Below are 17719 nucleotides of genomic sequence, written 5' to 3' on the forward strand. Positions count from 1 at the left end.
GAGAGCGGGGCTGTCTTGCCCGCTCTCTGCTCCGCCAGGAGGAAAGGCCTTGAAAGACCTACTGAATTTGCTGAAAAACCAGGGTCAAGTCGAAGAGTTCGACGCCATCCGTATTGGATTGGCCTCGCCTGAGATGATCCGTTCGTGGTCGTTCGGTGAAGTTAAAAAGCCGGAAACCATCAACTACCGTACGTTCAAACCCGAGCGTGACGGCCTGTTCTGCGCCAAGATCTTTGGCCCGGTAAAGGATTACGAGTGCCTGTGCGGTAAGTACAAGCGCTTGAAGCATCGCGGCGTGATCTGCGAGAAGTGCGGCGTTGAAGTTGCGCTGGCTAAAGTTCGTCGTGAGCGCATGGCGCACATCGAGCTGGCTTCGCCGGTTGCCCACATCTGGTTCCTGAAATCGCTGCCGTCCCGTATCGGCTTGCTGATGGACATGACCCTGCGTGATATCGAGCGCGTTCTCTACTTCGAGAGCTATGTCGTTATCGATCCAGGCATGACCACCCTTGAAAAAGGCCAGTTGCTCAACGACGAGCAATACTTCGAAGCGCTGGAAGAGTTCGGCGACGATTTCGATGCCCGCATGGGTGCCGAAGCTGTCCGCGAGCTGCTGCACGCTATCGACCTGGAGCACGAGATTGGTCGTCTGCGCGAAGAGATTCCGCAAACCAACTCCGAAACCAAGATCAAGAAGCTGTCCAAGCGTCTGAAGTTGATGGAAGCCTTCCAGGGTTCCGGCAACCTGCCAGAGTGGATGGTGCTGACCGTTCTGCCGGTACTGCCGCCAGACCTGCGTCCACTGGTTCCGCTGGATGGCGGTCGTTTCGCGACTTCCGACCTCAACGATCTGTATCGTCGAGTGATCAACCGTAACAACCGCTTGAAGCGCCTGCTCGATCTGTCCGCTCCGGACATCATCGTGCGCAACGAAAAGCGTATGTTGCAGGAAGCGGTCGACGCACTGCTCGACAACGGTCGTCGTGGCCGCGCTATCACTGGTTCGAACAAGCGTCCTCTGAAATCCCTGGCTGACATGATCAAGGGTAAGCAAGGTCGTTTCCGTCAGAACTTGCTCGGTAAGCGTGTTGACTACTCGGGTCGTTCGGTAATTACCGTAGGTCCGACCCTGCGTCTGCACCAGTGCGGTCTGCCTAAGAAAATGGCACTGGAACTGTTCAAGCCGTTCATTTTCGGCAAGCTGGAAATGCGTGGTCTCGCTACCACCATCAAAGCCGCCAAGAAAATGGTCGAGCGCGAGCTGCCAGAAGTCTGGGACGTTCTTGCCGAAGTGATTCGCGAACACCCAGTGCTGCTCAACCGTGCACCGACCCTTCACCGTCTGGGTATCCAGGCGTTTGAACCGGTACTGATCGAAGGAAAGGCTATCCAGCTACACCCGCTGGTCTGTGCTGCGTACAACGCCGACTTCGACGGCGACCAGATGGCCGTGCACGTACCGCTGACGCTGGAAGCCCAGCTCGAAGCGCGTGCGTTGATGATGTCGACCAACAACATCCTGTCGCCAGCCAACGGTGAGCCAATCATCGTTCCGTCGCAGGACGTTGTATTGGGTCTGTACTACATGACGCGTGAAGCGATCAACGCCAAGGGCGAAGGTCGTGTTTTCGCGGACCTGCAGGAAGTCGACCGGGTGTTCCGTGCTGGCGAAGCCGCACTGCACGCCAAGGTCAAGGTGCGGATCAACGAGACCGTTAACGATCGTGATGGTGGCAGCGTCAAGAACACTCGCATCGTCGACACCACTGTCGGCCGTGCGCTGTTGTTCCAGGTTGTTCCACCCGGCCTGTCGTTTGACGTCGTCAACCTGCCTATGAAGAAAAAGGCGATCTCCAAGCTGATCAACCAGTGCTACCGCGTGGTTGGTCTGAAAGAGACCGTGATCTTCGCTGACCAGCTGATGTACACCGGTTTTGCCTATTCGACCATCTCCGGCGTTTCCATCGGTGTTAACGACTTCGTTATCCCTGATGAAAAAGCCCGCATCATCGGTGCTGCCACCGAGGAAGTGAAGGAGATCGAGAGCCAGTACGCGTCCGGCCTGGTAACCCAGGGCGAGAAGTACAACAAGGTAATCGACCTTTGGTCGAAGGCGAACGACGAAGTATCCAAGGCGATGATGGCCAACCTCTCGAAAGAGAAGGTCATCGACCGCCACGGCAACGAAGTCGACCAGGAATCGTTCAACTCGATGTACATGATGGCCGACTCGGGCGCACGGGGTTCTGCTGCGCAGATCCGTCAGCTCGCCGGTATGCGTGGCCTGATGGCCAAGCCGGACGGCTCCATCATCGAGACGCCGATTACCGCGAACTTCCGTGAAGGTTTGAGCGTACTTCAGTACTTCATCTCCACTCACGGTGCTCGTAAGGGTCTTGCGGATACCGCGTTGAAAACCGCGAACTCCGGTTACCTGACTCGTCGTCTGGTAGACGTGGCGCAGGATCTGGTTGTGACCGAGATCGATTGCGGCACCGAACACGGCCTGGTCATGACGCCGCACATTGAAGGCGGTGACGTTGTCGAGCCGCTGGGTGAGCGCGTATTGGGTCGTGTCATTGCCCGTGACGTGTTCAAGCCGGGTACCGAGGACGTCATCGTTCCTGCGGGCACCCTGGTTGACGAGAAGTGGGTCGAGTTCATCGAGCTCAACAGCATCGACGAAGTGATCGTACGTTCGCCGATCAGTTGCGAAACCCGCTACGGCATCTGCGCCAAGTGCTACGGCCGCGATCTGGCTCGTGGTCACCAGGTGAACATCGGTGAAGCGGTCGGCGTTATTGCTGCCCAGTCCATTGGTGAGCCGGGTACCCAGCTGACCATGCGTACGTTCCACATCGGTGGTGCGGCAAGCCGGACCTCCGCGGCCGACAGCGTTCAGGTGAAGAATGGCGGTACTGTCCGTCTGCACAACCTGAAGCACGTTGAGCGTGTCGACGGTCACCTGGTGGCTGTGTCCCGTTCCGGTGAGCTGGCGATTGCCGACGACTTCGGTCGTGAGCGCGAGCGCTACAAGCTGCCGTACGGTGCGGTGATTTCGGTGAAGGAAGGCGACAAGGTCGACGCTGGCGCTATCGTGGCCAAGTGGGATCCGCACACTCACCCGATCGTTACCGAAATGAAAGGTACCGTGACCTACGTGGGCATGGAAGAAGGCATCACGATCAAGCGTCAGACTGACGAATTGACCGGTATGACCAACATTGAGGTACTCGACGCCAAAGATCGTCCAGCTGCCGGCAAGGACATCCGTCCAGCCGTGAAGATGGTCGACGACAACGGCAAGGATCTGTTGCTGCCAGGCACTGACGTAATCGCTCAGTACTTCCTGCCAGCCAACGCCTTGGTCGGTGTGGCGGACGGCGCGCGGATCGCGATCGGTGATGTTATCGCTCGTATTCCGCAAGAAACTTCGAAAACCCGCGACATCACCGGTGGTCTGCCGCGTGTTGCCGACCTGTTCGAAGCCCGTCGTCCGAAAGAAGCCTCGATTCTGGCTGAAGTCAGCGGCACCATCGCGTTCGGTAAAGAAACCAAGGGCAAGCGCCGTCTGGTCATCACCCCGAACGACGGTAGCGATCCGTACGAAGAACTGATTCCGAAGTGGCGTCACCTGAACGTCTTCGAAGGCGAACAGGTAAACCGCGGCGAAGTTATTTCCGACGGTCCGAGCGATCCACACGACATCCTGCGTCTGCTGGGTGTGAGTGCGCTGGCCAAGTACATCGTGAACGAGATCCAGGACGTTTATCGTCTGCAAGGCGTGAAGATCAACGACAAGCACATCGAGACCATCCTGCGTCAGATGCTGCGTAAAGTTGAGATCTCCGAGTCCGGCGATTCCAGCTTCATCAAGGGCGACCAGATGGAACTGACTCACGTACTGGTGGAGAACGAGCGCCTGGCGAACGAGGACAAGTTCCTTGCCAAGTTCACTCGCGTACTGCTGGGTATCACCAAGGCGTCGTTGTCCACCGAATCGTTCATCTCGGCGGCTTCCTTCCAGGAAACCACGCGGGTACTGACCGAAGCGGCGGTAACCGGCAAGCGCGACTACCTGCGCGGCCTGAAAGAAAACGTGGTCGTGGGTCGTCTGATCCCGGCCGGTACCGGTTTGGCCTACCACAGCGAGCGCAAGCGCCGCCGTGAAGCAGACAAGCCGTTGCGCGTAAGCGCCAGTGAAGTGGAAGCTGCACTGACCGAAGCACTGAACTCGAGTGGTAACTGAGTTCTGAGCTGATTGAGTGCCTGGCCCTGGTCGCCCCGTTCGGCGGATCGAGACAAATTGTCGAGATCCGGCGAGTGGGGAGGTCGGGGCCTTGCCTTGACTGGGGACAAGATCCTCTTTAGACTCTTGATCCCCTAAATTTGGCGGGAATTCGTTCCTGCCATTTTGCTTTTCTTGTAAGACAATAGCGTCGCAAGACAACAGTGGAGCTAGTAGATGGCAACTATCAACCAGCTGGTACGTCAGCCGCGTAAGCGTATCGTCGAGAAATCCGACGTGCCTGCGCTGCAGAACTGCCCGCAACGTCGTGGCGTATGCACCCGTGTGTATACCACCACGCCGAAAAAACCTAACTCGGCACTGCGTAAAGTATGCCGTGTGCGCCTGACCAACGGTTTCGAGGTTTCCTCGTACATCGGCGGTGAAGGCCACAACCTGCAAGAGCACAGCGTGGTACTGATCCGCGGCGGTCGTGTAAAAGACTTGCCAGGTGTTCGTTACCACACCGTCCGCGGTTCTTTGGATACTTCCGGCGTCAAAGGTCGTAACCAGGGTCGTTCGAAGTACGGTACCAAGCGTCCGAAGTAATCGGTCGTTTTGCAGTTTTTCATTTTTATTGAGTCGATAAGAGTAAGGTCGGGCAAGCGTGAGCTGTCCCGGGCTAACCTGAAGACCGCTTGAGGGCTTATCATGCCAAGACGTCGCGTAGCAGCCAAACGTGAGATTCTGGACGATCCGAAATACGGAAGCCAGATCCTCGCCAAGTTCATGAACCACGTTATGGAGAGCGGCAAGAAAGCCGTTGCCGAGCGTATTGTTTATGGCGCACTGGACAAAGTTAAGGAACGCAAGAACAGCGATCCCCTGGAAATCTTCGAGAAAGCTCTCGACGCCATCGCTCCGCTGGTCGAAGTGAAGTCGCGCCGTGTAGGCGGTGCTACTTACCAGGTTCCGGTCGAAGTTCGTCCTTCCCGTCGTAACGCCCTGGCAATGCGCTGGCTGGTAGACTTCGCCCGCAAGCGCGGCGAGAAGTCCATGGCTCTGCGTTTGGCTGGTGAACTGTTGGACGCTGCTGAAGGTAAAGGTGCTGCAGTTAAGAAGCGTGAAGACGTGCACCGTATGGCTGAAGCCAACAAGGCTTTCTCGCACTACCGCTTCTAATTTTAGCGTCACTCAATTTGCGAGGGCTTTATGGCTCGTACTACACCGATTAATCGCTACCGTAACATCGGTATCGTTGCTCACGTGGATGCTGGTAAGACCACCACCACCGAGCGCGTCCTTTTTTACACCGGCAAAAGTCACAAAATGGGCGAGGTGCATGACGGCGCCGCGACCACAGACTGGATGGTGCAGGAGCAGGAGCGTGGTATTACCATTACTTCTGCTGCTATCACCGCCTTCTGGAAAGGTTCCGAGAAGCAGTACCCGCACGAGCATCGCTTCAACGTTATCGATACCCCGGGCCACGTAGACTTCACCATTGAAGTTGAACGTTCCTTGCGTGTACTCGACGGCGCGGTCGTTGTGTTCTGCGGTACTTCGGGTGTTGAGCCTCAGTCGGAAACCGTATGGCGTCAGGCCAACAAATACGGCGTTCCACGTCTTGTTTACGTAAACAAGATGGACCGTGCTGGTGCCAACTTCCTGCGCGTGATCGCTCAGATCAAGCAGCGTCTGGGTCACACTCCGGTGCCGATCCAGTTGGCTATCGGTTCCGAAGACAACTTCCAGGGTCAGATCGATCTGATCAACATGCAAGCTGTCTACTGGAACGATTCCGACAAGGGCATGGTTCCTGTTCGCAAGGACATTCCTGCTGAATTGCTGGAAGAAGCCGAGAAGTGGCGCGGCAACATGGTCGAGGCTGCGGCCGAAGCCAACGAAGAGCTGATGAACAAGTACCTCGAGGGTGAAGAACTCACCAACGAGGAAATCAAGGCCGCTCTGCGTCAGCGTACTATCGCTGGTGAGATCGTTCTGGCTGTTTGTGGTTCTTCCTTCAAGAACAAGGGTGTTCCCCTGGTTCTCGACGCCGTTATCGACTTCCTGCCTGCTCCAACCGACATTCCTGCTATCAAGGGTTCCAACCCGGATAACGAGGAAGAGGAAATGGAGCGTCACGCAAGTGACGACGAGCCGTTCGCGGCTTTGGCATTCAAGATCGCTACCGACCCATTCGTGGGTACCTTGACCTTTGTTCGGGTTTACTCGGGCGTGTTGGCCTCCGGCGACGGCGTGATCAACTCGGTAAAAGGCAAGAAAGAGCGTGTGGGTCGTATGGTGCAGATGCACGCAAACGCCCGTGAAGAAATCAAGGAAGTACGCGCTGGTGACATCGCGGCCTTGATCGGCATGAAGGACGTCACCACTGGCGAAACCTTGTGCAACGCTGACAAGCCAATCATCCTGGTTCGCATGGACTTCCCGGAGCCGGTTATTTCGGTTGCCGTTGAGCCCAAGACCAAGGATGACCAGGAAAAAATGGGTATCGCTCTGGGCAAACTTGCTCAGGAAGACCCGTCTTTCCGCGTCAAGACTGATGAAGAGACTGGTCAGACGATCATCTCCGGCATGGGCGAGCTGCACCTGGACATCCTGGTTGACCGGATGCGCCGTGAGTTCAACGTCGAAGCCAACATCGGCAAGCCTCAGGTTTCCTATCGTGAACGCATCACGAAGAACTGTGAAATCGAAGGCAAGTTCGTTCGCCAGTCCGGCGGTCGTGGCCAGTTCGGTCACTGCTGGATCCGTTTTGCACCGGCTGACGAAGGTCAGGAAGGTCTGCAATTCGTGAACGAAGTCGTAGGTGGTGTTGTTCCTAAGGAATACATCCCGGCGATCCAGAAGGGTATCGAAGAGCAGATGAAGAACGGCGTTGTTGCCGGCTATCCGCTGATCGGCCTGAAGGCAACAGTGTTTGATGGTTCTTACCACGACGTCGACTCCAACGAGATGGCGTTCAAGGTGGCTGCTTCCATGGCAACCAAGCAACTGGCCCAGAAGGGCGGTGGTGAGTTGCTCGAGCCGATCATGGCAGTAGAAGTCGTTACGCCTGAAGACTACATGGGTGATGTCATGGGCGACCTTAACCGTCGTCGTGGCATGATTCTGGGTATGGAAGATACGGTTTCCGGCAAGGTTATCCGCGCCGAGGTTCCGTTGGGTGAAATGTTCGGTTACGCGACCGACGTTCGTTCCATGTCTCAGGGTCGCGCAAGCTACTCTATGGAATTCAAAAAATACAATACAGCTCCGTCGCATATCGTCGAGACTGTTACCAAAAAGCAAGGCTGATTCAGCCCTTTAGGCAAGGAGTTAATTGTCGTGGCTAAAGAAAAATTTGATCGTTCCCTACCGCACGTCAACGTTGGCACCATTGGTCACGTTGACCACGGTAAAACCACTCTGACCGCTGCTCTGACTCGCGTCTGCTCCGAAGTTTTCGGTTCGGCCGTTGTTGCTTTCGACAAAATCGACAGCGCTCCGGAAGAAAAGGCTCGTGGTATCACCATCAACACCGCGCACGTTGAGTACAACTCTTCGATTCGTCACTACGCTCACGTTGACTGCCCAGGTCACGCTGACTATGTGAAGAACATGATCACCGGTGCTGCCCAGATGGACGGCGCGATCCTGGTTTGCTCGGCCGCCGATGGTCCGATGCCACAAACCCGTGAGCACATCCTGCTGTCCCGTCAGGTAGGCGTTCCGTACATCGTTGTTTTCCTGAACAAGGCTGACATGGTTGACGACGCTGAGCTGCTGGAACTGGTTGAGATGGAAGTGCGCGATCTGCTGAGCACTTACGACTTCCCAGGTGATGACACCCCAATCATCATCGGTTCGGCTCTGATGGCTCTGAACGGTCAGGACGACAACGAAATGGGTACCACCGCTGTGAAGCGTCTGGTAGAAACTCTGGACAGCTACATCCCAGAGCCAGTTCGTGTTATCGACAAGCCGTTCCTGATGCCTATCGAAGACGTATTCTCGATCTCCGGTCGCGGTACTGTTGTGACTGGTCGTATCGAGCGCGGTATCGTCAAGGTTCAGGATCCGCTGGAAATCGTAGGTCTGCGTGACACCACCGTCACCACCTGCACCGGTGTTGAAATGTTCCGTAAGCTGCTCGACGAAGGTCGTGCTGGCGAGAACTGCGGCGTTCTGCTGCGTGGTACCAAGCGTGACGACGTTGAGCGTGGCCAGGTTCTGGTTAAGCCGGGTTCGGTCAAGCCGCACACCAAGTTCGAAGCTGAAGTGTACGTTCTGAGCAAAGAAGAAGGCGGTCGTCACACTCCGTTCTTCAAAGGCTACCGTCCACAGTTCTACTTCCGGACCACTGACGTGACCGGTAACTGCGAGCTGCCGGAAGGCGTTGAAATGGTAATGCCGGGCGACAACATCAAAATGGTTGTCACCCTGATCAAGACCATCGCAATGGAAGACGGTCTGCGTTTCGCTATCCGTGAAGGCGGTCGTACCGTCGGCGCTGGCGTCGTAGCCAAAATCATCGAGTAAGACTCTCTTGTAGAGTTGGCTCGGTGAGTTGAAAAGCCCCCGCTTAGCGGGGGCTTTTTTATTGGGTTGACACCTATCGGGGGCGTCTATAGAATTGCGCCTCCTTTTAACGGGCGTATTGCGCCCGGTGGGAATAGCAGCCGGAGTCTGAAATCCAATGCAAAATCAGCAAATCCGTATCAGGTTGAAGGCTTTTGACCATCGCCTGATCGACCAATCCACCCAGGAAATCGTGGAAACCGCGAAACGTACTGGTGCTCAAGTGCGTGGTCCAATTCCACTGCCTACCCGTAAAGAGCGGTTCACCGTTCTGGTCTCCCCGCACGTCAACAAAGACGCGCGTGACCAGTACGAGATCCGTACTCATAAGCGCGTTCTGGACATCGTCCAGCCAACGGATAAAACCGTTGATGCTCTTATGAAGCTCGATCTTGCGGCCGGTGTGGAAGTGCAGATCAGCCTCGGCTAAGACTCGGTCTTAGTCGTGTAACGCTCTGAAATGGGCGGCCATAGCGGGTGAAAGCCCCGTACACTCATGAGGTTTACAACATGACTATTGGTGTAGTCGGTCGTAAATGCGGTATGACCCGTATTTTCACCGAAGAAGGTGTCTCCATTCCGGTCACGGTCATTGAGATCGAGCCGAATCGCGTCACCCAGTTCAAAACTGAAGAGACCGATGGCTATCGTGCAGTGCAAGTCACTGTCGGCGAGCGTCGTGCTTCGCGTGTAACAGCTGCTCAAGCTGGCCACTTCGCCAAGGCGAACGTTGCCGCTGGTCGTACCGTAATGGAATTCCGCCTTGAAGAAGGCGAGTACCAGGCCGGCGATCTGATCAACGCTGAAATCTTCGCTGCTGGTCAACTGGTTGATGTAACCGGTCAGTCCAAGGGTAAAGGCTTCCAGGGTACGATCAAGCGTTGGAACTTCCGCGGGCAAGATAACACCCACGGTAACTCCGTATCCCACCGCGTTCCAGGCTCTATCGGCCAGTGCCAGACTCCTGGTCGTGTATTCAAGGGCAAAAAAATGTCCGGTCATATGGGCGCCGAGCGCGTGACCGTGCAGTCCCTCGAAGTAGTGCGCGTGGACGCTGAACGCAATCTGTTGTTGGTCAAGGGCGCTGTTCCTGGCGCTACTGGCGGCAACTTGGTTGTACGTCCAGCAGCCAAGGCTCGCGGTTAAGGGGAAGCTGACATGCAATTAAATGTAAATGACGCTCAAGCGATCGAAGTTTCCGAACTGACATTTGGCGGCGAATTCAACGAGACGCTGGTTCACCAAGCAGTCGTGGCCTACATGGCCGGCGGCCGTCAAGGTAGCAAGCAGCAAAAGACCCGTTCCGACGTTCGTGGTGGCGGTAAGCGCCCATGGCGTCAGAAAGGTACTGGCCGTGCTCGTGCCGGTACTATCCGTAGCCCTATCTGGCGTGGCGGCGGTACCACTTTCGCAGCTCGTCCTCAGGATCACACCCAGAAGCTGAACAAGAAGATGTATCGCGCAGCAATGCGTTCCATCCTTGCTGAGCTGGTGCGTACTGATCGTCTGGTCGTGGTTCAGGACTTCGCTGTTGAAGCACCGAAAACCAAAGATCTGCTGAACAAGCTGAATGGCATGGGCCTGACTGACGTCCTGATCGTGTCTGACGCTGTTGATCAGAACCTGTACCTGGCTGCTCGCAACCTGCCACACGTCGATGTCCGTGACGTGCAGGGTTCCGATCCGGTCAGTCTGATCGCATACGACAAGGTGTTGATCACCGTGTCGGCCGTGAAGAAATTCGAGGAGCTGCTGGGATGAACCAGGAACGCGTATTTAAAGTTCTGCTTGGCCCGCACGTTTCCGAGAAGGCTACGGTTCTGGCAGACAAGAAAGGCCAGTTCGTTTTCAAGGTTGCAACCGATGCAACCAAGCTGGAAATCAAGAAGGCCGTCGAAAGCCTGTTCAGCGTGAAAGTAGAGCGCGTTACTACCCTGAACGTTCTGGGTAAGAGCAAGCGCACTGCTCGCGGTCTGGGCAAGCGTAATGACTGGAAGAAGGCAGTTATCTCCCTTCAGCCAGGCCAAGATCTCGATTTCAGCAGCAGTGCTGAGTAAGGAAGGGGTGCATCATGGCAATCGTTAAATGCAAACCGACTTCCCCTGGCCGCCGTTTTGTGGTCAAGGTGGTCAACCAGGAGCTGCATAAAGGCGCTCCTCACGCACCGCTGCTCGAGAAAAAATCGAAGTCTGGTGGTCGTAACAACAATGGCCGTATTACCACTCGTCACATTGGTGGTGGTCATAAGCAGCATTATCGTCTGGTCGACTTCCGTCGCAACGACAAGGATGGCATCGCTGCCACCGTCGAGCGTATCGAATACGATCCAAACCGTACTGCTCACATCGCTCTGCTGCTGTACGCAGATGGCGAGCGTCGCTACATCATCGCCCCTAAAGGCGTGAGCGCTGGCGACCAGCTGATCGCAGGTGCTCTGGCACCGATCAAGCCGGGCAACGCTCTGCAACTGCGCAACATTCCAGTTGGTAGCACCGTACACGGCATCGAATTGAAGCCAGGTAAAGGCGCGCAAATCGCTCGTTCCGCTGGTGCTTCGGCTCAGCTGATCGCTCGTGAAGGTGTCTACGTGACCCTGCGTCTGCGTTCTGGTGAGATGCGTAAAGTCCTGGCTGAATGCCGTGCGACCCTGGGCGAAGTCTCGAACTCCGAGCACAGCCTGCGTTCGTTGGGTAAAGCTGGTGCCAAGCGCTGGCGTGGCGTTCGCCCAACCGTTCGTGGTGTTGCCATGAACCCGGTTGACCACCCACATGGTGGTGGTGAAGGTCGTACCTCTGGTGGTCGTCATCCGGTATCGCCATGGGGCTTCCCGACTAAGGGCGCGAAGACTCGTGGTAATAAGCGTACCGACAAAATGATCGTCCGTCGTCGCAAGTAAATAGAGGGATACGACAGTGCCACGTTCTCTGAAAAAAGGTCCTTTTATTGATCTTCACCTACTGAAGAAGATCGAAGTGGCGGCGGAAAAGAACGATCGCAAACCAGTTAAGACCTGGTCGCGTCGTTCGATGATCCTGCCACAGATGGTCGGTCTGACCATCGCTGTACACAACGGTCGCCAGCACGTCCCAGTTCTCGTGAACGAAGACATGGTCGGCCACAAACTGGGCGAGTTCGCCGGTACCCGCACATATCGTGGGCACGTGGCTGACAAGAAAGCCAAGCGTTAAGGGGTAAGGAAATGGAAGTAGCCGCTAAGTTGTCGGGCGCTCGAATCTCCGCCCAGAAAGCCCGCTTGGTCGCCGACCAGATCCGCGGGAAGAAGGTGGGCGAAGCGCTCAACCTGTTGGCTTTCAGCAGTAAGAAAGCCGCCGAGATCATGAAAAAAGTGCTGGAGTCGGCCGTAGCCAACGCCGAGCATAACGAAGGCGCAGACGTTGATGACCTGAAGGTCAGCACCGTTTTCGTCAACGAAGGGCGTTCGCTGAAGCGCATCATGCCACGTGCCAAAGGCCGTGCTGATCGCATCGTCAAGCGGTCTTGCCATATCACTGTCAAGGTTGCTGACAAGTAACGGAGTCGAAGAGATGGGTCAGAAAGTACATCCCATTGGCATTCGCCTGGGAATCGTCAAGGAGCACACCTCCGTCTGGTACGCAGACGGTCGGACTTATGCGGACTACTTGTTCGCTGATCTGAAGGTGCGTGAGTATCTCCAAGACAAACTAAAAAGCGCGTCCGTCAGCCGTATCGATATCCATCGTCCGGCTCAGACTGCACGTATCACCATCCACACCGCTCGTCCAGGTATCGTTATCGGGAAGAAAGGTGAAGATGTTGAGAAACTGCGTCAGGACCTGACCAAGCAAATGGGTGTGCCTGTGCACATCAATATCGAAGAGATCCGCAAGCCGGAGCTCGACGGTATGCTGGTTGCGCAGAGCGTAGCTCAGCAGCTGGAGCGTCGCGTAATGTTCCGTCGCGCTATGAAGCGCGCTGTACAGAACGCCATGCGCATTGGTGCCAAAGGCATCAAAATCCAAGTGAGCGGTCGTCTCGGCGGTGCTGAAATCGCACGTACTGAATGGTATCGCGAAGGTCGTGTGCCATTGCACACCCTGCGTGCCGACATCGACTATGCCAACTACGAAGCTCACACCACTTACGGTGTGATCGGTGTAAAGGTTTGGATCTTCAAAGGCGAAGTAATTGGTGGTCGCCAAGAAGAACTGAAACCACAAGCACCAGCGCCTCGTAAAAAAGCTGCTAAGTAAGGGGTACGCCAAATGTTGCAACCAAAGCGTACGAAGTTCCGCAAGCAGATGACCGGTCACAACCGTGGCCTGGCATTGCGCGGTAGCAAAGTCAGCTTCGGCGAGTTCGCGCTGAAGTCTGTTGCTCGTGGTCGTCTCACCGCTCGTCAGATCGAGTCAGCGCGTCGTGCTCTGACCCGTCACGTAAAACGTGGCGGCAAGATCTGGATCCGTGTATTCCCGGACAAGCCTGTCACCAAGAAGCCACTCGAAGTTCGGATGGGTAAAGGTAAGGGTAACGTGGAGTACTGGGTTGCCCAGATTCAGCCAGGCAAAGTCCTGTATGAAATCGAGGGTGTTTCTGAAGAGCTGGCGCGTGAGGCTTTCGCCCTGGCTGCTGCAAAGCTGCCGCTCGCCACCTCCTTTGTTAAACGGACGGTGATGTGATGAAAGCGAATGAACTTCGTGAAAAATCAGCACAGCAGCTGAACGAGCAACTGCTCGGCCTGCTGCGCGACCAGTTCAATCTGCGTATGCAGAAGGCAACTGGCCAGTTGGGGCAGTCTCATCTGCTCTCGCAAGTTAAGCGTGACATCGCTCGCGTGAAAACTGTGCTCAACCAGCAGGCAGGTAAGTAATCATGGCTGAAGCCGAAAAAACTGTCCGTACGCTGACTGGCCGTGTTGTCAGCGACAAGATGGACAAAACCATCACCGTTCTGATCGAGCGTCGCGTTAAGCACCCGATCTACGGTAAATACGTTAAGCGTTCGACTAAGCTGCACGCGCACGACGAAACCAATCAGTGCCACATCGGCGACAAAGTCACTATTCGTGAAACTCGTCCGATGGCCAAGACCAAGTCTTGGGCGCTGGTTGATGTTCTCGAACGCGCTGTGGAAGTCTAAGGGCTAGGGGTCGGAGAAATTATATGATTCAGACTCAATCCATGCTCGATGTGGCCGATAACAGCGGCGCTCGCCGTGTTATGTGCATCAAGGTGCTGGGTGGCTCCCATCGTCGTTACGCTGGTATCGGTGACATCATCAAAGTTACCGTCAAGGAAGCAATTCCTCGCGGTAAGGTGAAGAAAGGTCAAGTGATGACTGCTGTTGTAGTCCGCACTCGCCATGGTGTTCGTCGTGCTGACGGCTCCATCATCCGCTTTGATGGCAACGCTGCTGTTCTGCTGAACAACAAGCAAGAGCCAATCGGCACCCGTATCTTTGGGCCAGTGACCCGTGAACTTCGTACTGAGAAGTTCATGAAGATCGTCTCGCTCGCCCCAGAAGTGCTGTAAGGAGATCCGACATGCAAAAGATTCGTCGTGACGACGAGATCATCGTGATCGCCGGCAAAGACAAAGGTAAGCGCGGTAAGGTGCTTAAGGTTCTCGCTAACAACCGTTTGGTTATTGGCGGTCTGAACCTGGTCAAGCGTCATACCAAGCCTAACCCGATGTCGGGCGTGCAGGGCGGTATCGTCGAAAAAGAAGCTCCACTGGATGCTTCTAACGTCGCCATTTTCAACGGCGAAACCAACAAGGCTGACCGCGTTGGTTTCAAAGTAGAAGACGGCAAGAAAATTCGTGTCTTCAAGTCGACCCAAAAAGCGGTTGATGCTTGAACACTGCTAGGTAGATGAGACCATGGCACGACTAAAAGAGATTTACCGGAAGGAAATCGCACCGAAGCTTAAGGAAGAACTTAAGCTTTCGAACGTGATGGAAGTTCCGCGCGTTACCAAAATCACCCTGAACATGGGTCTGGGCGAAGCGATCGGCGACAAAAAAGTCATCGAGCACGCTGTAGCCGACCTGGAAAAGATCACCGGTCAGAAAGTCGTTGTGACTTACGCTCGGAAATCCATCGCTGGCTTCAAAGTCCGTGAAGGTTGGCCGATCGGCGTCAAAGTGACCCTGCGCCGTGAGCGTATGTACGAGTTCCTGGATCGTCTGCTGTCGATCTCCCTGCCTCGGGTTCGCGACTTCCGCGGCCTGAATGCCAAGTCCTTCGATGGTCGTGGCAACTACAGCATGGGCGTGAAAGAGCAGATCATTTTCCCGGAAATCGATTACGACAAGATCGACGCTCTCCGCGGTCTGGACATTACCCTGACCACCACTGCTCGGACGGATGAAGAAGGTCGCGCACTGCTGCGTGCTTTCAAATTCCCGTTCCGCAACTGATTGGAGTAGGACAATGGCCAAGAAGAGCATGAAGAACCGTGAGCTGAAGCGTCAGCTCACCGTTGCCAAGTACGCCACCAAGCGTGCAGCGCTGAAAGCTATCATCGTTGATCTGAACGCAAGTCCAGAAGCGCGTTGGGAAGCTACCGTAGCACTGCAGAAGCAGCCACGTGACGCCAGCGCTTCGCGCATGCGTAACCGCTGCCGCCTGACTGGTCGTCCGCACGGCGTGTACCGCAAGTTCGGCCTCGGCCGTAACATGCTGCGTCAAGCTGCAATGCGTGGTGACGTTCCAGGTCTGGTCAAGGCCAGCTGGTAAGCACTGTCAAAGTCGCGGCGCTCGGGATCGCAAGATCCTGACCGTCGGTGACCTTGAACTTGAATCAAGCCCCTTTTGGGGCTTGATTCATTTGTGGGGTGTGTCTAGAATACCCGGCTCGCCTGAGCCCGTGTTTTTATTGCACGGATGCGCTCGGCGACACGTACTAGCCGAAAGGCTAATTTTTTGTGTATTAGGAGCGTCTAGCCCATGAGTATGCAGGACCCGTTAGCGGACATGCTAACTCGTATCCGTAATGCCCAGATGGCTGAAAAGTCCGTCGTAAGCATGCCATCTTCTACGTTGAAGGTAGCTGTTGCCAAAGTCCTGAAGGACGAAGGTTACATTGCGGGTTATCAGATCAGCAGCGAAATCAAGCCTCTGCTGTCCATCGAGCTTAAGTACTTCGAAGGCCGTCCGGTCATCGAGGAAGTGAAGCGCGTTAGCCGTCCAGGCCTGCGTCAGTACAAGTCCGTCGATGATCTGCCAAAAGTTCGTGGCGGTCTCGGTGTGTCTATCGTCTCCACCAACAAAGGTGTGATGACGGATCGTGCTGCGCGCGCTGCCGGTGTCGGCGGCGAAGTTCTTTGCACTGTGTTCTAAGGGGGGATAAGCATGTCACGCGTCGCTAAGAACCCCGTTAAGCTGCCAGCCGGTGTCGAAGTCAAATTCGCAGGCCAACAGCTTTCGGTGAAGGGTGCCAAGGGCACTCTGCAACTGAACATCCATTCGTCCGTTGAGATCGTTGAAGAAGCTGGTGAGCTGCGTTTCGCTGCTCGCAATGGCGATCAACAGACTCGCGCAATGGCTGGTACCACTCGTGCGTTGGTAAACAACATGGTCCAAGGCGTAAGCCAAGGCTTCGAGCGCAAGCTCCAGCTGGTCGGTGTTGGTTACAAAGCGCAAGCAAAAGGCACAGTGCTGAACCTGGCTCTTGGCTTCTCGCACCCAGTGGATTATGAACTGCCGGAAGGCATCACCGCTGAGACTCCTAGCCAGACCGATATCCTGATCAAGGGCATCGACAAGCAGCTGGTAGGTCAAGTGGCCGCCGAGATCCGCGACTTCCGTCCACCAGAGCCGTACAAAGGCAAAGGTGTGCGCTACGCGGACGAAGTCGTCCGTCGTAAAGAAGCCAAGAAGAAGTAGGGCATAGCAAATGACCGACAAAAAAGTTACTCGACTGCGTCGCGCTCGCAAAGCACGCCTGAAAATGCACGAACTCGAAGTCGTGCGTCTCTGCGTGTTCCGCTCGTCGCAGCACATCTACGCCCAGGTCATTTCGGCCGACGGCAACAAAGTCCTGGCAAGTGCCTCGACTTTGGATAAAGAACTGCGTGATGGCGCCACTGGCAACATCGACGCGGCCACTAAGGTTGGCCAGCTGGTCGCTACGCGTGCTAAAGCCGCTGGCGTCTCGCAGGTGGCTTTCGACCGCTCTGGCTTCAAGTACCACGGCCGCGTCAAGGCGCTGGCTGATGCTGCTCGTGAAGCTGGGCTGGAGTTCTAAGTTATGTCAAATAACGACCAAAAGCGCGACGAAGGCTACATCGAGAAGCTGGTTCAAGTTAACCGCGTAGCCAAAACCGTTAAAGGCGGCCGTATCTTCACTTTCACCGCGTTGACCGTGGTAGGTGATGGTAAAGGGCGTGTTGGCTTCGGCCGTGGCAAGTCGCGTGAAGTGCCTGCTGCGATCCAGAAGGCAATGGAAGCTGCTCGCCGCAACATGATCCAGGTTGATCTGAACGGCACCACCCTGCAGTACGCAATGAAGTCTGCCCATGGCGCTTCGAAGGTGTACATGCAGCCTGCTTCTGAAGGTACCGGTATCATCGCTGGCGGCGCTATGCGTGCTGTCCTCGAAGTTGCTGGCGTTCAGAACGTTCTGGCCAAGTGCTACGGCTCGACTAACCCGGTAAACGTGGTTCACGCCACCTTCAAGGGTTTGAAAGCAATGCAGTCTCCTGAATCCATTGCCGCCAAGCGTGGCAAAAGCGTCAAGGAGATCTTCTGATCATGGCTACCGTAAAAGTTACGCTGATCAAAAGCATGACCGGCCGCATCCCTAACCACAAACTGTGCGTTAAGGGTCTGGGTCTGCGTCGCATCGGTCACACTGTAGAAGTCCAGGATACTCCCGAGAATCGCGGGATGATCAACAAGGCTTACTACATGCTGCGTGTCGAGGGTTAA

At 55.6% G+C, this 17719-nt stretch carries 25 protein-coding genes; all 25 read left to right on the forward strand.

What is annotated here, in order from left to right:
• Nucleotides 1–49 precede the first annotated feature (49 nt).
• The gene (gene rpoC, locus J3P94_RS03630) at nucleotides 50–4249 is read left to right on the forward strand and encodes a DNA-directed RNA polymerase subunit beta' (protein WP_305498443.1); all 4200 of its coding nucleotides are present in this window, start codon (nucleotides 50–52) and stop codon (nucleotides 4247–4249) included.
• A 216-nt stretch (nucleotides 4250–4465) separates the two neighbouring features.
• Nucleotides 4466–4837, forward strand: a complete 372-nt coding sequence (gene rpsL, locus J3P94_RS03635) for a 30S ribosomal protein S12 (RefSeq protein ID WP_003186084.1) — start codon at nucleotides 4466–4468, stop codon at nucleotides 4835–4837.
• Nucleotides 4838–4939: 102 nt separating this feature from the next.
• Nucleotides 4940–5410: a 30S ribosomal protein S7 gene (gene rpsG, locus J3P94_RS03640; RefSeq protein WP_003186074.1), complete on the forward strand. Its 471-nt coding sequence runs from the start codon at nucleotides 4940–4942 to the stop codon at nucleotides 5408–5410.
• 30 nt (nucleotides 5411–5440) lie between these two features.
• Nucleotides 5441–7546 carry an elongation factor G gene (gene fusA, locus J3P94_RS03645; RefSeq protein ID WP_053125865.1) on the forward strand — a complete coding sequence of 702 codons (2106 nt, stop codon included), beginning with the start codon at nucleotides 5441–5443 and terminating at the stop codon, nucleotides 7544–7546.
• 30 nt (nucleotides 7547–7576) lie between these two features.
• Nucleotides 7577–8770 (forward strand): elongation factor Tu, encoded by a 1194-nt coding sequence (tuf, locus tag J3P94_RS03650; RefSeq protein ID WP_003186071.1) that lies wholly within the window; start codon nucleotides 7577–7579, stop codon nucleotides 8768–8770.
• Between the two features lie 157 nt (nucleotides 8771–8927).
• The gene (gene rpsJ / locus J3P94_RS03655) at nucleotides 8928–9239 is read left to right on the forward strand and encodes a 30S ribosomal protein S10 (protein ID WP_003186070.1); all 312 of its coding nucleotides are present in this window, start codon (nucleotides 8928–8930) and stop codon (nucleotides 9237–9239) included.
• An 80-nt stretch (nucleotides 9240–9319) separates the two neighbouring features.
• Nucleotides 9320–9955, forward strand: coding sequence for a 50S ribosomal protein L3 (gene rplC / locus J3P94_RS03660; RefSeq protein ID WP_003186059.1), 636 nt, complete (start codon nucleotides 9320–9322; stop codon nucleotides 9953–9955).
• A gap of 12 nt (nucleotides 9956–9967) precedes the next feature.
• A complete protein-coding gene (gene rplD, locus J3P94_RS03665; protein ID WP_186615425.1) occupies nucleotides 9968–10570 on the forward strand; it encodes a 50S ribosomal protein L4 in 603 nt (200 codons plus the stop codon).
• On the forward strand, nucleotides 10567–10866 hold the full coding sequence (rplW, locus tag J3P94_RS03670; protein WP_002555488.1) for a 50S ribosomal protein L23: 300 nt from the start codon (nucleotides 10567–10569) through the stop codon (nucleotides 10864–10866). The genes rplD and rplW overlap by 4 nt, the downstream gene beginning before the upstream one ends.
• A 14-nt stretch (nucleotides 10867–10880) precedes the next feature.
• Nucleotides 10881–11705, forward strand: a complete 825-nt coding sequence (gene rplB, locus J3P94_RS03675) for a 50S ribosomal protein L2 (RefSeq protein WP_003186055.1) — start codon at nucleotides 10881–10883, stop codon at nucleotides 11703–11705.
• A gap of 16 nt (nucleotides 11706–11721) precedes the next feature.
• Nucleotides 11722–11997: a 30S ribosomal protein S19 gene (gene rpsS / locus J3P94_RS03680; protein ID WP_002555486.1), complete on the forward strand. Its 276-nt coding sequence runs from the start codon at nucleotides 11722–11724 to the stop codon at nucleotides 11995–11997.
• Nucleotides 11998–12008: 11 nt separating this feature from the next.
• Nucleotides 12009–12341, forward strand: coding sequence for a 50S ribosomal protein L22 (gene rplV / locus J3P94_RS03685; RefSeq protein ID WP_003103908.1), 333 nt, complete (start codon nucleotides 12009–12011; stop codon nucleotides 12339–12341).
• Nucleotides 12342–12354: 13 nt separating this feature from the next.
• Nucleotides 12355–13041, forward strand: a complete 687-nt coding sequence (gene rpsC / locus J3P94_RS03690; protein WP_003176422.1) for a 30S ribosomal protein S3 — start codon at nucleotides 12355–12357, stop codon at nucleotides 13039–13041.
• Nucleotides 13042–13053: 12 nt separating this feature from the next.
• Nucleotides 13054–13467 (forward strand): 50S ribosomal protein L16, encoded by a 414-nt coding sequence (gene rplP / locus J3P94_RS03695; protein WP_003186052.1) that lies wholly within the window; start codon nucleotides 13054–13056, stop codon nucleotides 13465–13467.
• On the forward strand, nucleotides 13467–13658 hold the full coding sequence (rpmC, locus tag J3P94_RS03700) for a 50S ribosomal protein L29 (RefSeq protein WP_002555481.1): 192 nt from the start codon (nucleotides 13467–13469) through the stop codon (nucleotides 13656–13658). The genes rplP and rpmC overlap by 1 nt, the downstream gene beginning before the upstream one ends.
• A gap of 2 nt (nucleotides 13659–13660) precedes the next feature.
• Nucleotides 13661–13927 carry a 30S ribosomal protein S17 gene (gene rpsQ / locus J3P94_RS03705; protein ID WP_003194644.1) on the forward strand — a complete coding sequence of 89 codons (267 nt, stop codon included), beginning with the start codon at nucleotides 13661–13663 and terminating at the stop codon, nucleotides 13925–13927.
• A gap of 23 nt (nucleotides 13928–13950) precedes the next feature.
• The gene (gene rplN, locus J3P94_RS03710) at nucleotides 13951–14319 is read left to right on the forward strand and encodes a 50S ribosomal protein L14 (protein WP_002555479.1); all 369 of its coding nucleotides are present in this window, start codon (nucleotides 13951–13953) and stop codon (nucleotides 14317–14319) included.
• 11 nt (nucleotides 14320–14330) lie between these two features.
• Nucleotides 14331–14645 carry a 50S ribosomal protein L24 gene (gene rplX, locus J3P94_RS03715; RefSeq protein ID WP_003176416.1) on the forward strand — a complete coding sequence of 105 codons (315 nt, stop codon included), beginning with the start codon at nucleotides 14331–14333 and terminating at the stop codon, nucleotides 14643–14645.
• Between the two features lie 22 nt (nucleotides 14646–14667).
• Nucleotides 14668–15207, forward strand: a complete 540-nt coding sequence (rplE, locus tag J3P94_RS03720; protein ID WP_030140492.1) for a 50S ribosomal protein L5 — start codon at nucleotides 14668–14670, stop codon at nucleotides 15205–15207.
• 13 nt (nucleotides 15208–15220) lie between these two features.
• Nucleotides 15221–15526: a 30S ribosomal protein S14 gene (gene rpsN / locus J3P94_RS03725; protein WP_003186042.1), complete on the forward strand. Its 306-nt coding sequence runs from the start codon at nucleotides 15221–15223 to the stop codon at nucleotides 15524–15526.
• Between the two features lie 210 nt (nucleotides 15527–15736).
• A complete protein-coding gene (rpsH, locus tag J3P94_RS03730; protein WP_003186040.1) occupies nucleotides 15737–16129 on the forward strand; it encodes a 30S ribosomal protein S8 in 393 nt (130 codons plus the stop codon).
• A 12-nt stretch (nucleotides 16130–16141) separates the two neighbouring features.
• Nucleotides 16142–16675, forward strand: a complete 534-nt coding sequence (rplF, locus tag J3P94_RS03735; RefSeq protein ID WP_003186039.1) for a 50S ribosomal protein L6 — start codon at nucleotides 16142–16144, stop codon at nucleotides 16673–16675.
• A 10-nt stretch (nucleotides 16676–16685) separates the two neighbouring features.
• A complete protein-coding gene (gene rplR / locus J3P94_RS03740) occupies nucleotides 16686–17036 on the forward strand; it encodes a 50S ribosomal protein L18 (protein WP_003186037.1) in 351 nt (116 codons plus the stop codon).
• Between the two features lie 3 nt (nucleotides 17037–17039).
• The gene (gene rpsE / locus J3P94_RS03745) at nucleotides 17040–17540 is read left to right on the forward strand and encodes a 30S ribosomal protein S5 (protein ID WP_003186035.1); all 501 of its coding nucleotides are present in this window, start codon (nucleotides 17040–17042) and stop codon (nucleotides 17538–17540) included.
• Nucleotides 17541–17542: 2 nt separating this feature from the next.
• Complete coding sequence (rpmD, locus tag J3P94_RS03750) at nucleotides 17543–17719, forward strand: 50S ribosomal protein L30 (protein ID WP_003176408.1); 177 nt, start codon at nucleotides 17543–17545, stop codon at nucleotides 17717–17719.

The organism is Pseudomonas sp. Z3-8, assembly GCF_051131975.1.
Lineage (GTDB): Bacteria > Pseudomonadota > Gammaproteobacteria > Pseudomonadales > Pseudomonadaceae > Aquipseudomonas.

Bases quoted from the DNA above. Each gene is read 5' to 3' on its own strand.
- rpsL (WP_003186084.1), top strand. From the start codon at position 4,466: ATGGCAACTATCAACCAGCTGGTACGTCAGCCGCGTAAGCGTATCGTC.
- rpsG (WP_003186074.1), top strand. From the start codon at position 4,940: ATGCCAAGACGTCGCGTAGCAGCCAAACGTGAGATTCTGGACGATCCG.
- fusA (WP_053125865.1), top strand. From the start codon at position 5,441: ATGGCTCGTACTACACCGATTAATCGCTACCGTAACATCGGTATCGTT.
- rpsJ (WP_003186070.1), top strand. From the start codon at position 8,928: ATGCAAAATCAGCAAATCCGTATCAGGTTGAAGGCTTTTGACCATCGC.
- rplC (WP_003186059.1), top strand. From the start codon at position 9,320: ATGACTATTGGTGTAGTCGGTCGTAAATGCGGTATGACCCGTATTTTC.
- rplD (WP_186615425.1), top strand. From the start codon at position 9,968: ATGCAATTAAATGTAAATGACGCTCAAGCGATCGAAGTTTCCGAACTG.
- rplW (WP_002555488.1), top strand. From the start codon at position 10,567: ATGAACCAGGAACGCGTATTTAAAGTTCTGCTTGGCCCGCACGTTTCC.
- rplB (WP_003186055.1), top strand. From the start codon at position 10,881: ATGGCAATCGTTAAATGCAAACCGACTTCCCCTGGCCGCCGTTTTGTG.
- rplV (WP_003103908.1), top strand. From the start codon at position 12,009: ATGGAAGTAGCCGCTAAGTTGTCGGGCGCTCGAATCTCCGCCCAGAAA.
- rpsC (WP_003176422.1), top strand. From the start codon at position 12,355: ATGGGTCAGAAAGTACATCCCATTGGCATTCGCCTGGGAATCGTCAAG.
- rplP (WP_003186052.1), top strand. From the start codon at position 13,054: ATGTTGCAACCAAAGCGTACGAAGTTCCGCAAGCAGATGACCGGTCAC.
- rpmC (WP_002555481.1), top strand. From the start codon at position 13,467: ATGAAAGCGAATGAACTTCGTGAAAAATCAGCACAGCAGCTGAACGAG.
- rpsQ (WP_003194644.1), top strand. From the start codon at position 13,661: ATGGCTGAAGCCGAAAAAACTGTCCGTACGCTGACTGGCCGTGTTGTC.
- rplN (WP_002555479.1), top strand. From the start codon at position 13,951: ATGATTCAGACTCAATCCATGCTCGATGTGGCCGATAACAGCGGCGCT.
- rplX (WP_003176416.1), top strand. From the start codon at position 14,331: ATGCAAAAGATTCGTCGTGACGACGAGATCATCGTGATCGCCGGCAAA.
- rplE (WP_030140492.1), top strand. From the start codon at position 14,668: ATGGCACGACTAAAAGAGATTTACCGGAAGGAAATCGCACCGAAGCTT.
- rpsN (WP_003186042.1), top strand. From the start codon at position 15,221: ATGGCCAAGAAGAGCATGAAGAACCGTGAGCTGAAGCGTCAGCTCACC.
- rpsH (WP_003186040.1), top strand. From the start codon at position 15,737: ATGAGTATGCAGGACCCGTTAGCGGACATGCTAACTCGTATCCGTAAT.
- rplF (WP_003186039.1), top strand. From the start codon at position 16,142: ATGTCACGCGTCGCTAAGAACCCCGTTAAGCTGCCAGCCGGTGTCGAA.
- rplR (WP_003186037.1), top strand. From the start codon at position 16,686: ATGACCGACAAAAAAGTTACTCGACTGCGTCGCGCTCGCAAAGCACGC.
- rpsE (WP_003186035.1), top strand. From the start codon at position 17,040: ATGTCAAATAACGACCAAAAGCGCGACGAAGGCTACATCGAGAAGCTG.
- rpmD (WP_003176408.1), top strand. From the start codon at position 17,543: ATGGCTACCGTAAAAGTTACGCTGATCAAAAGCATGACCGGCCGCATC.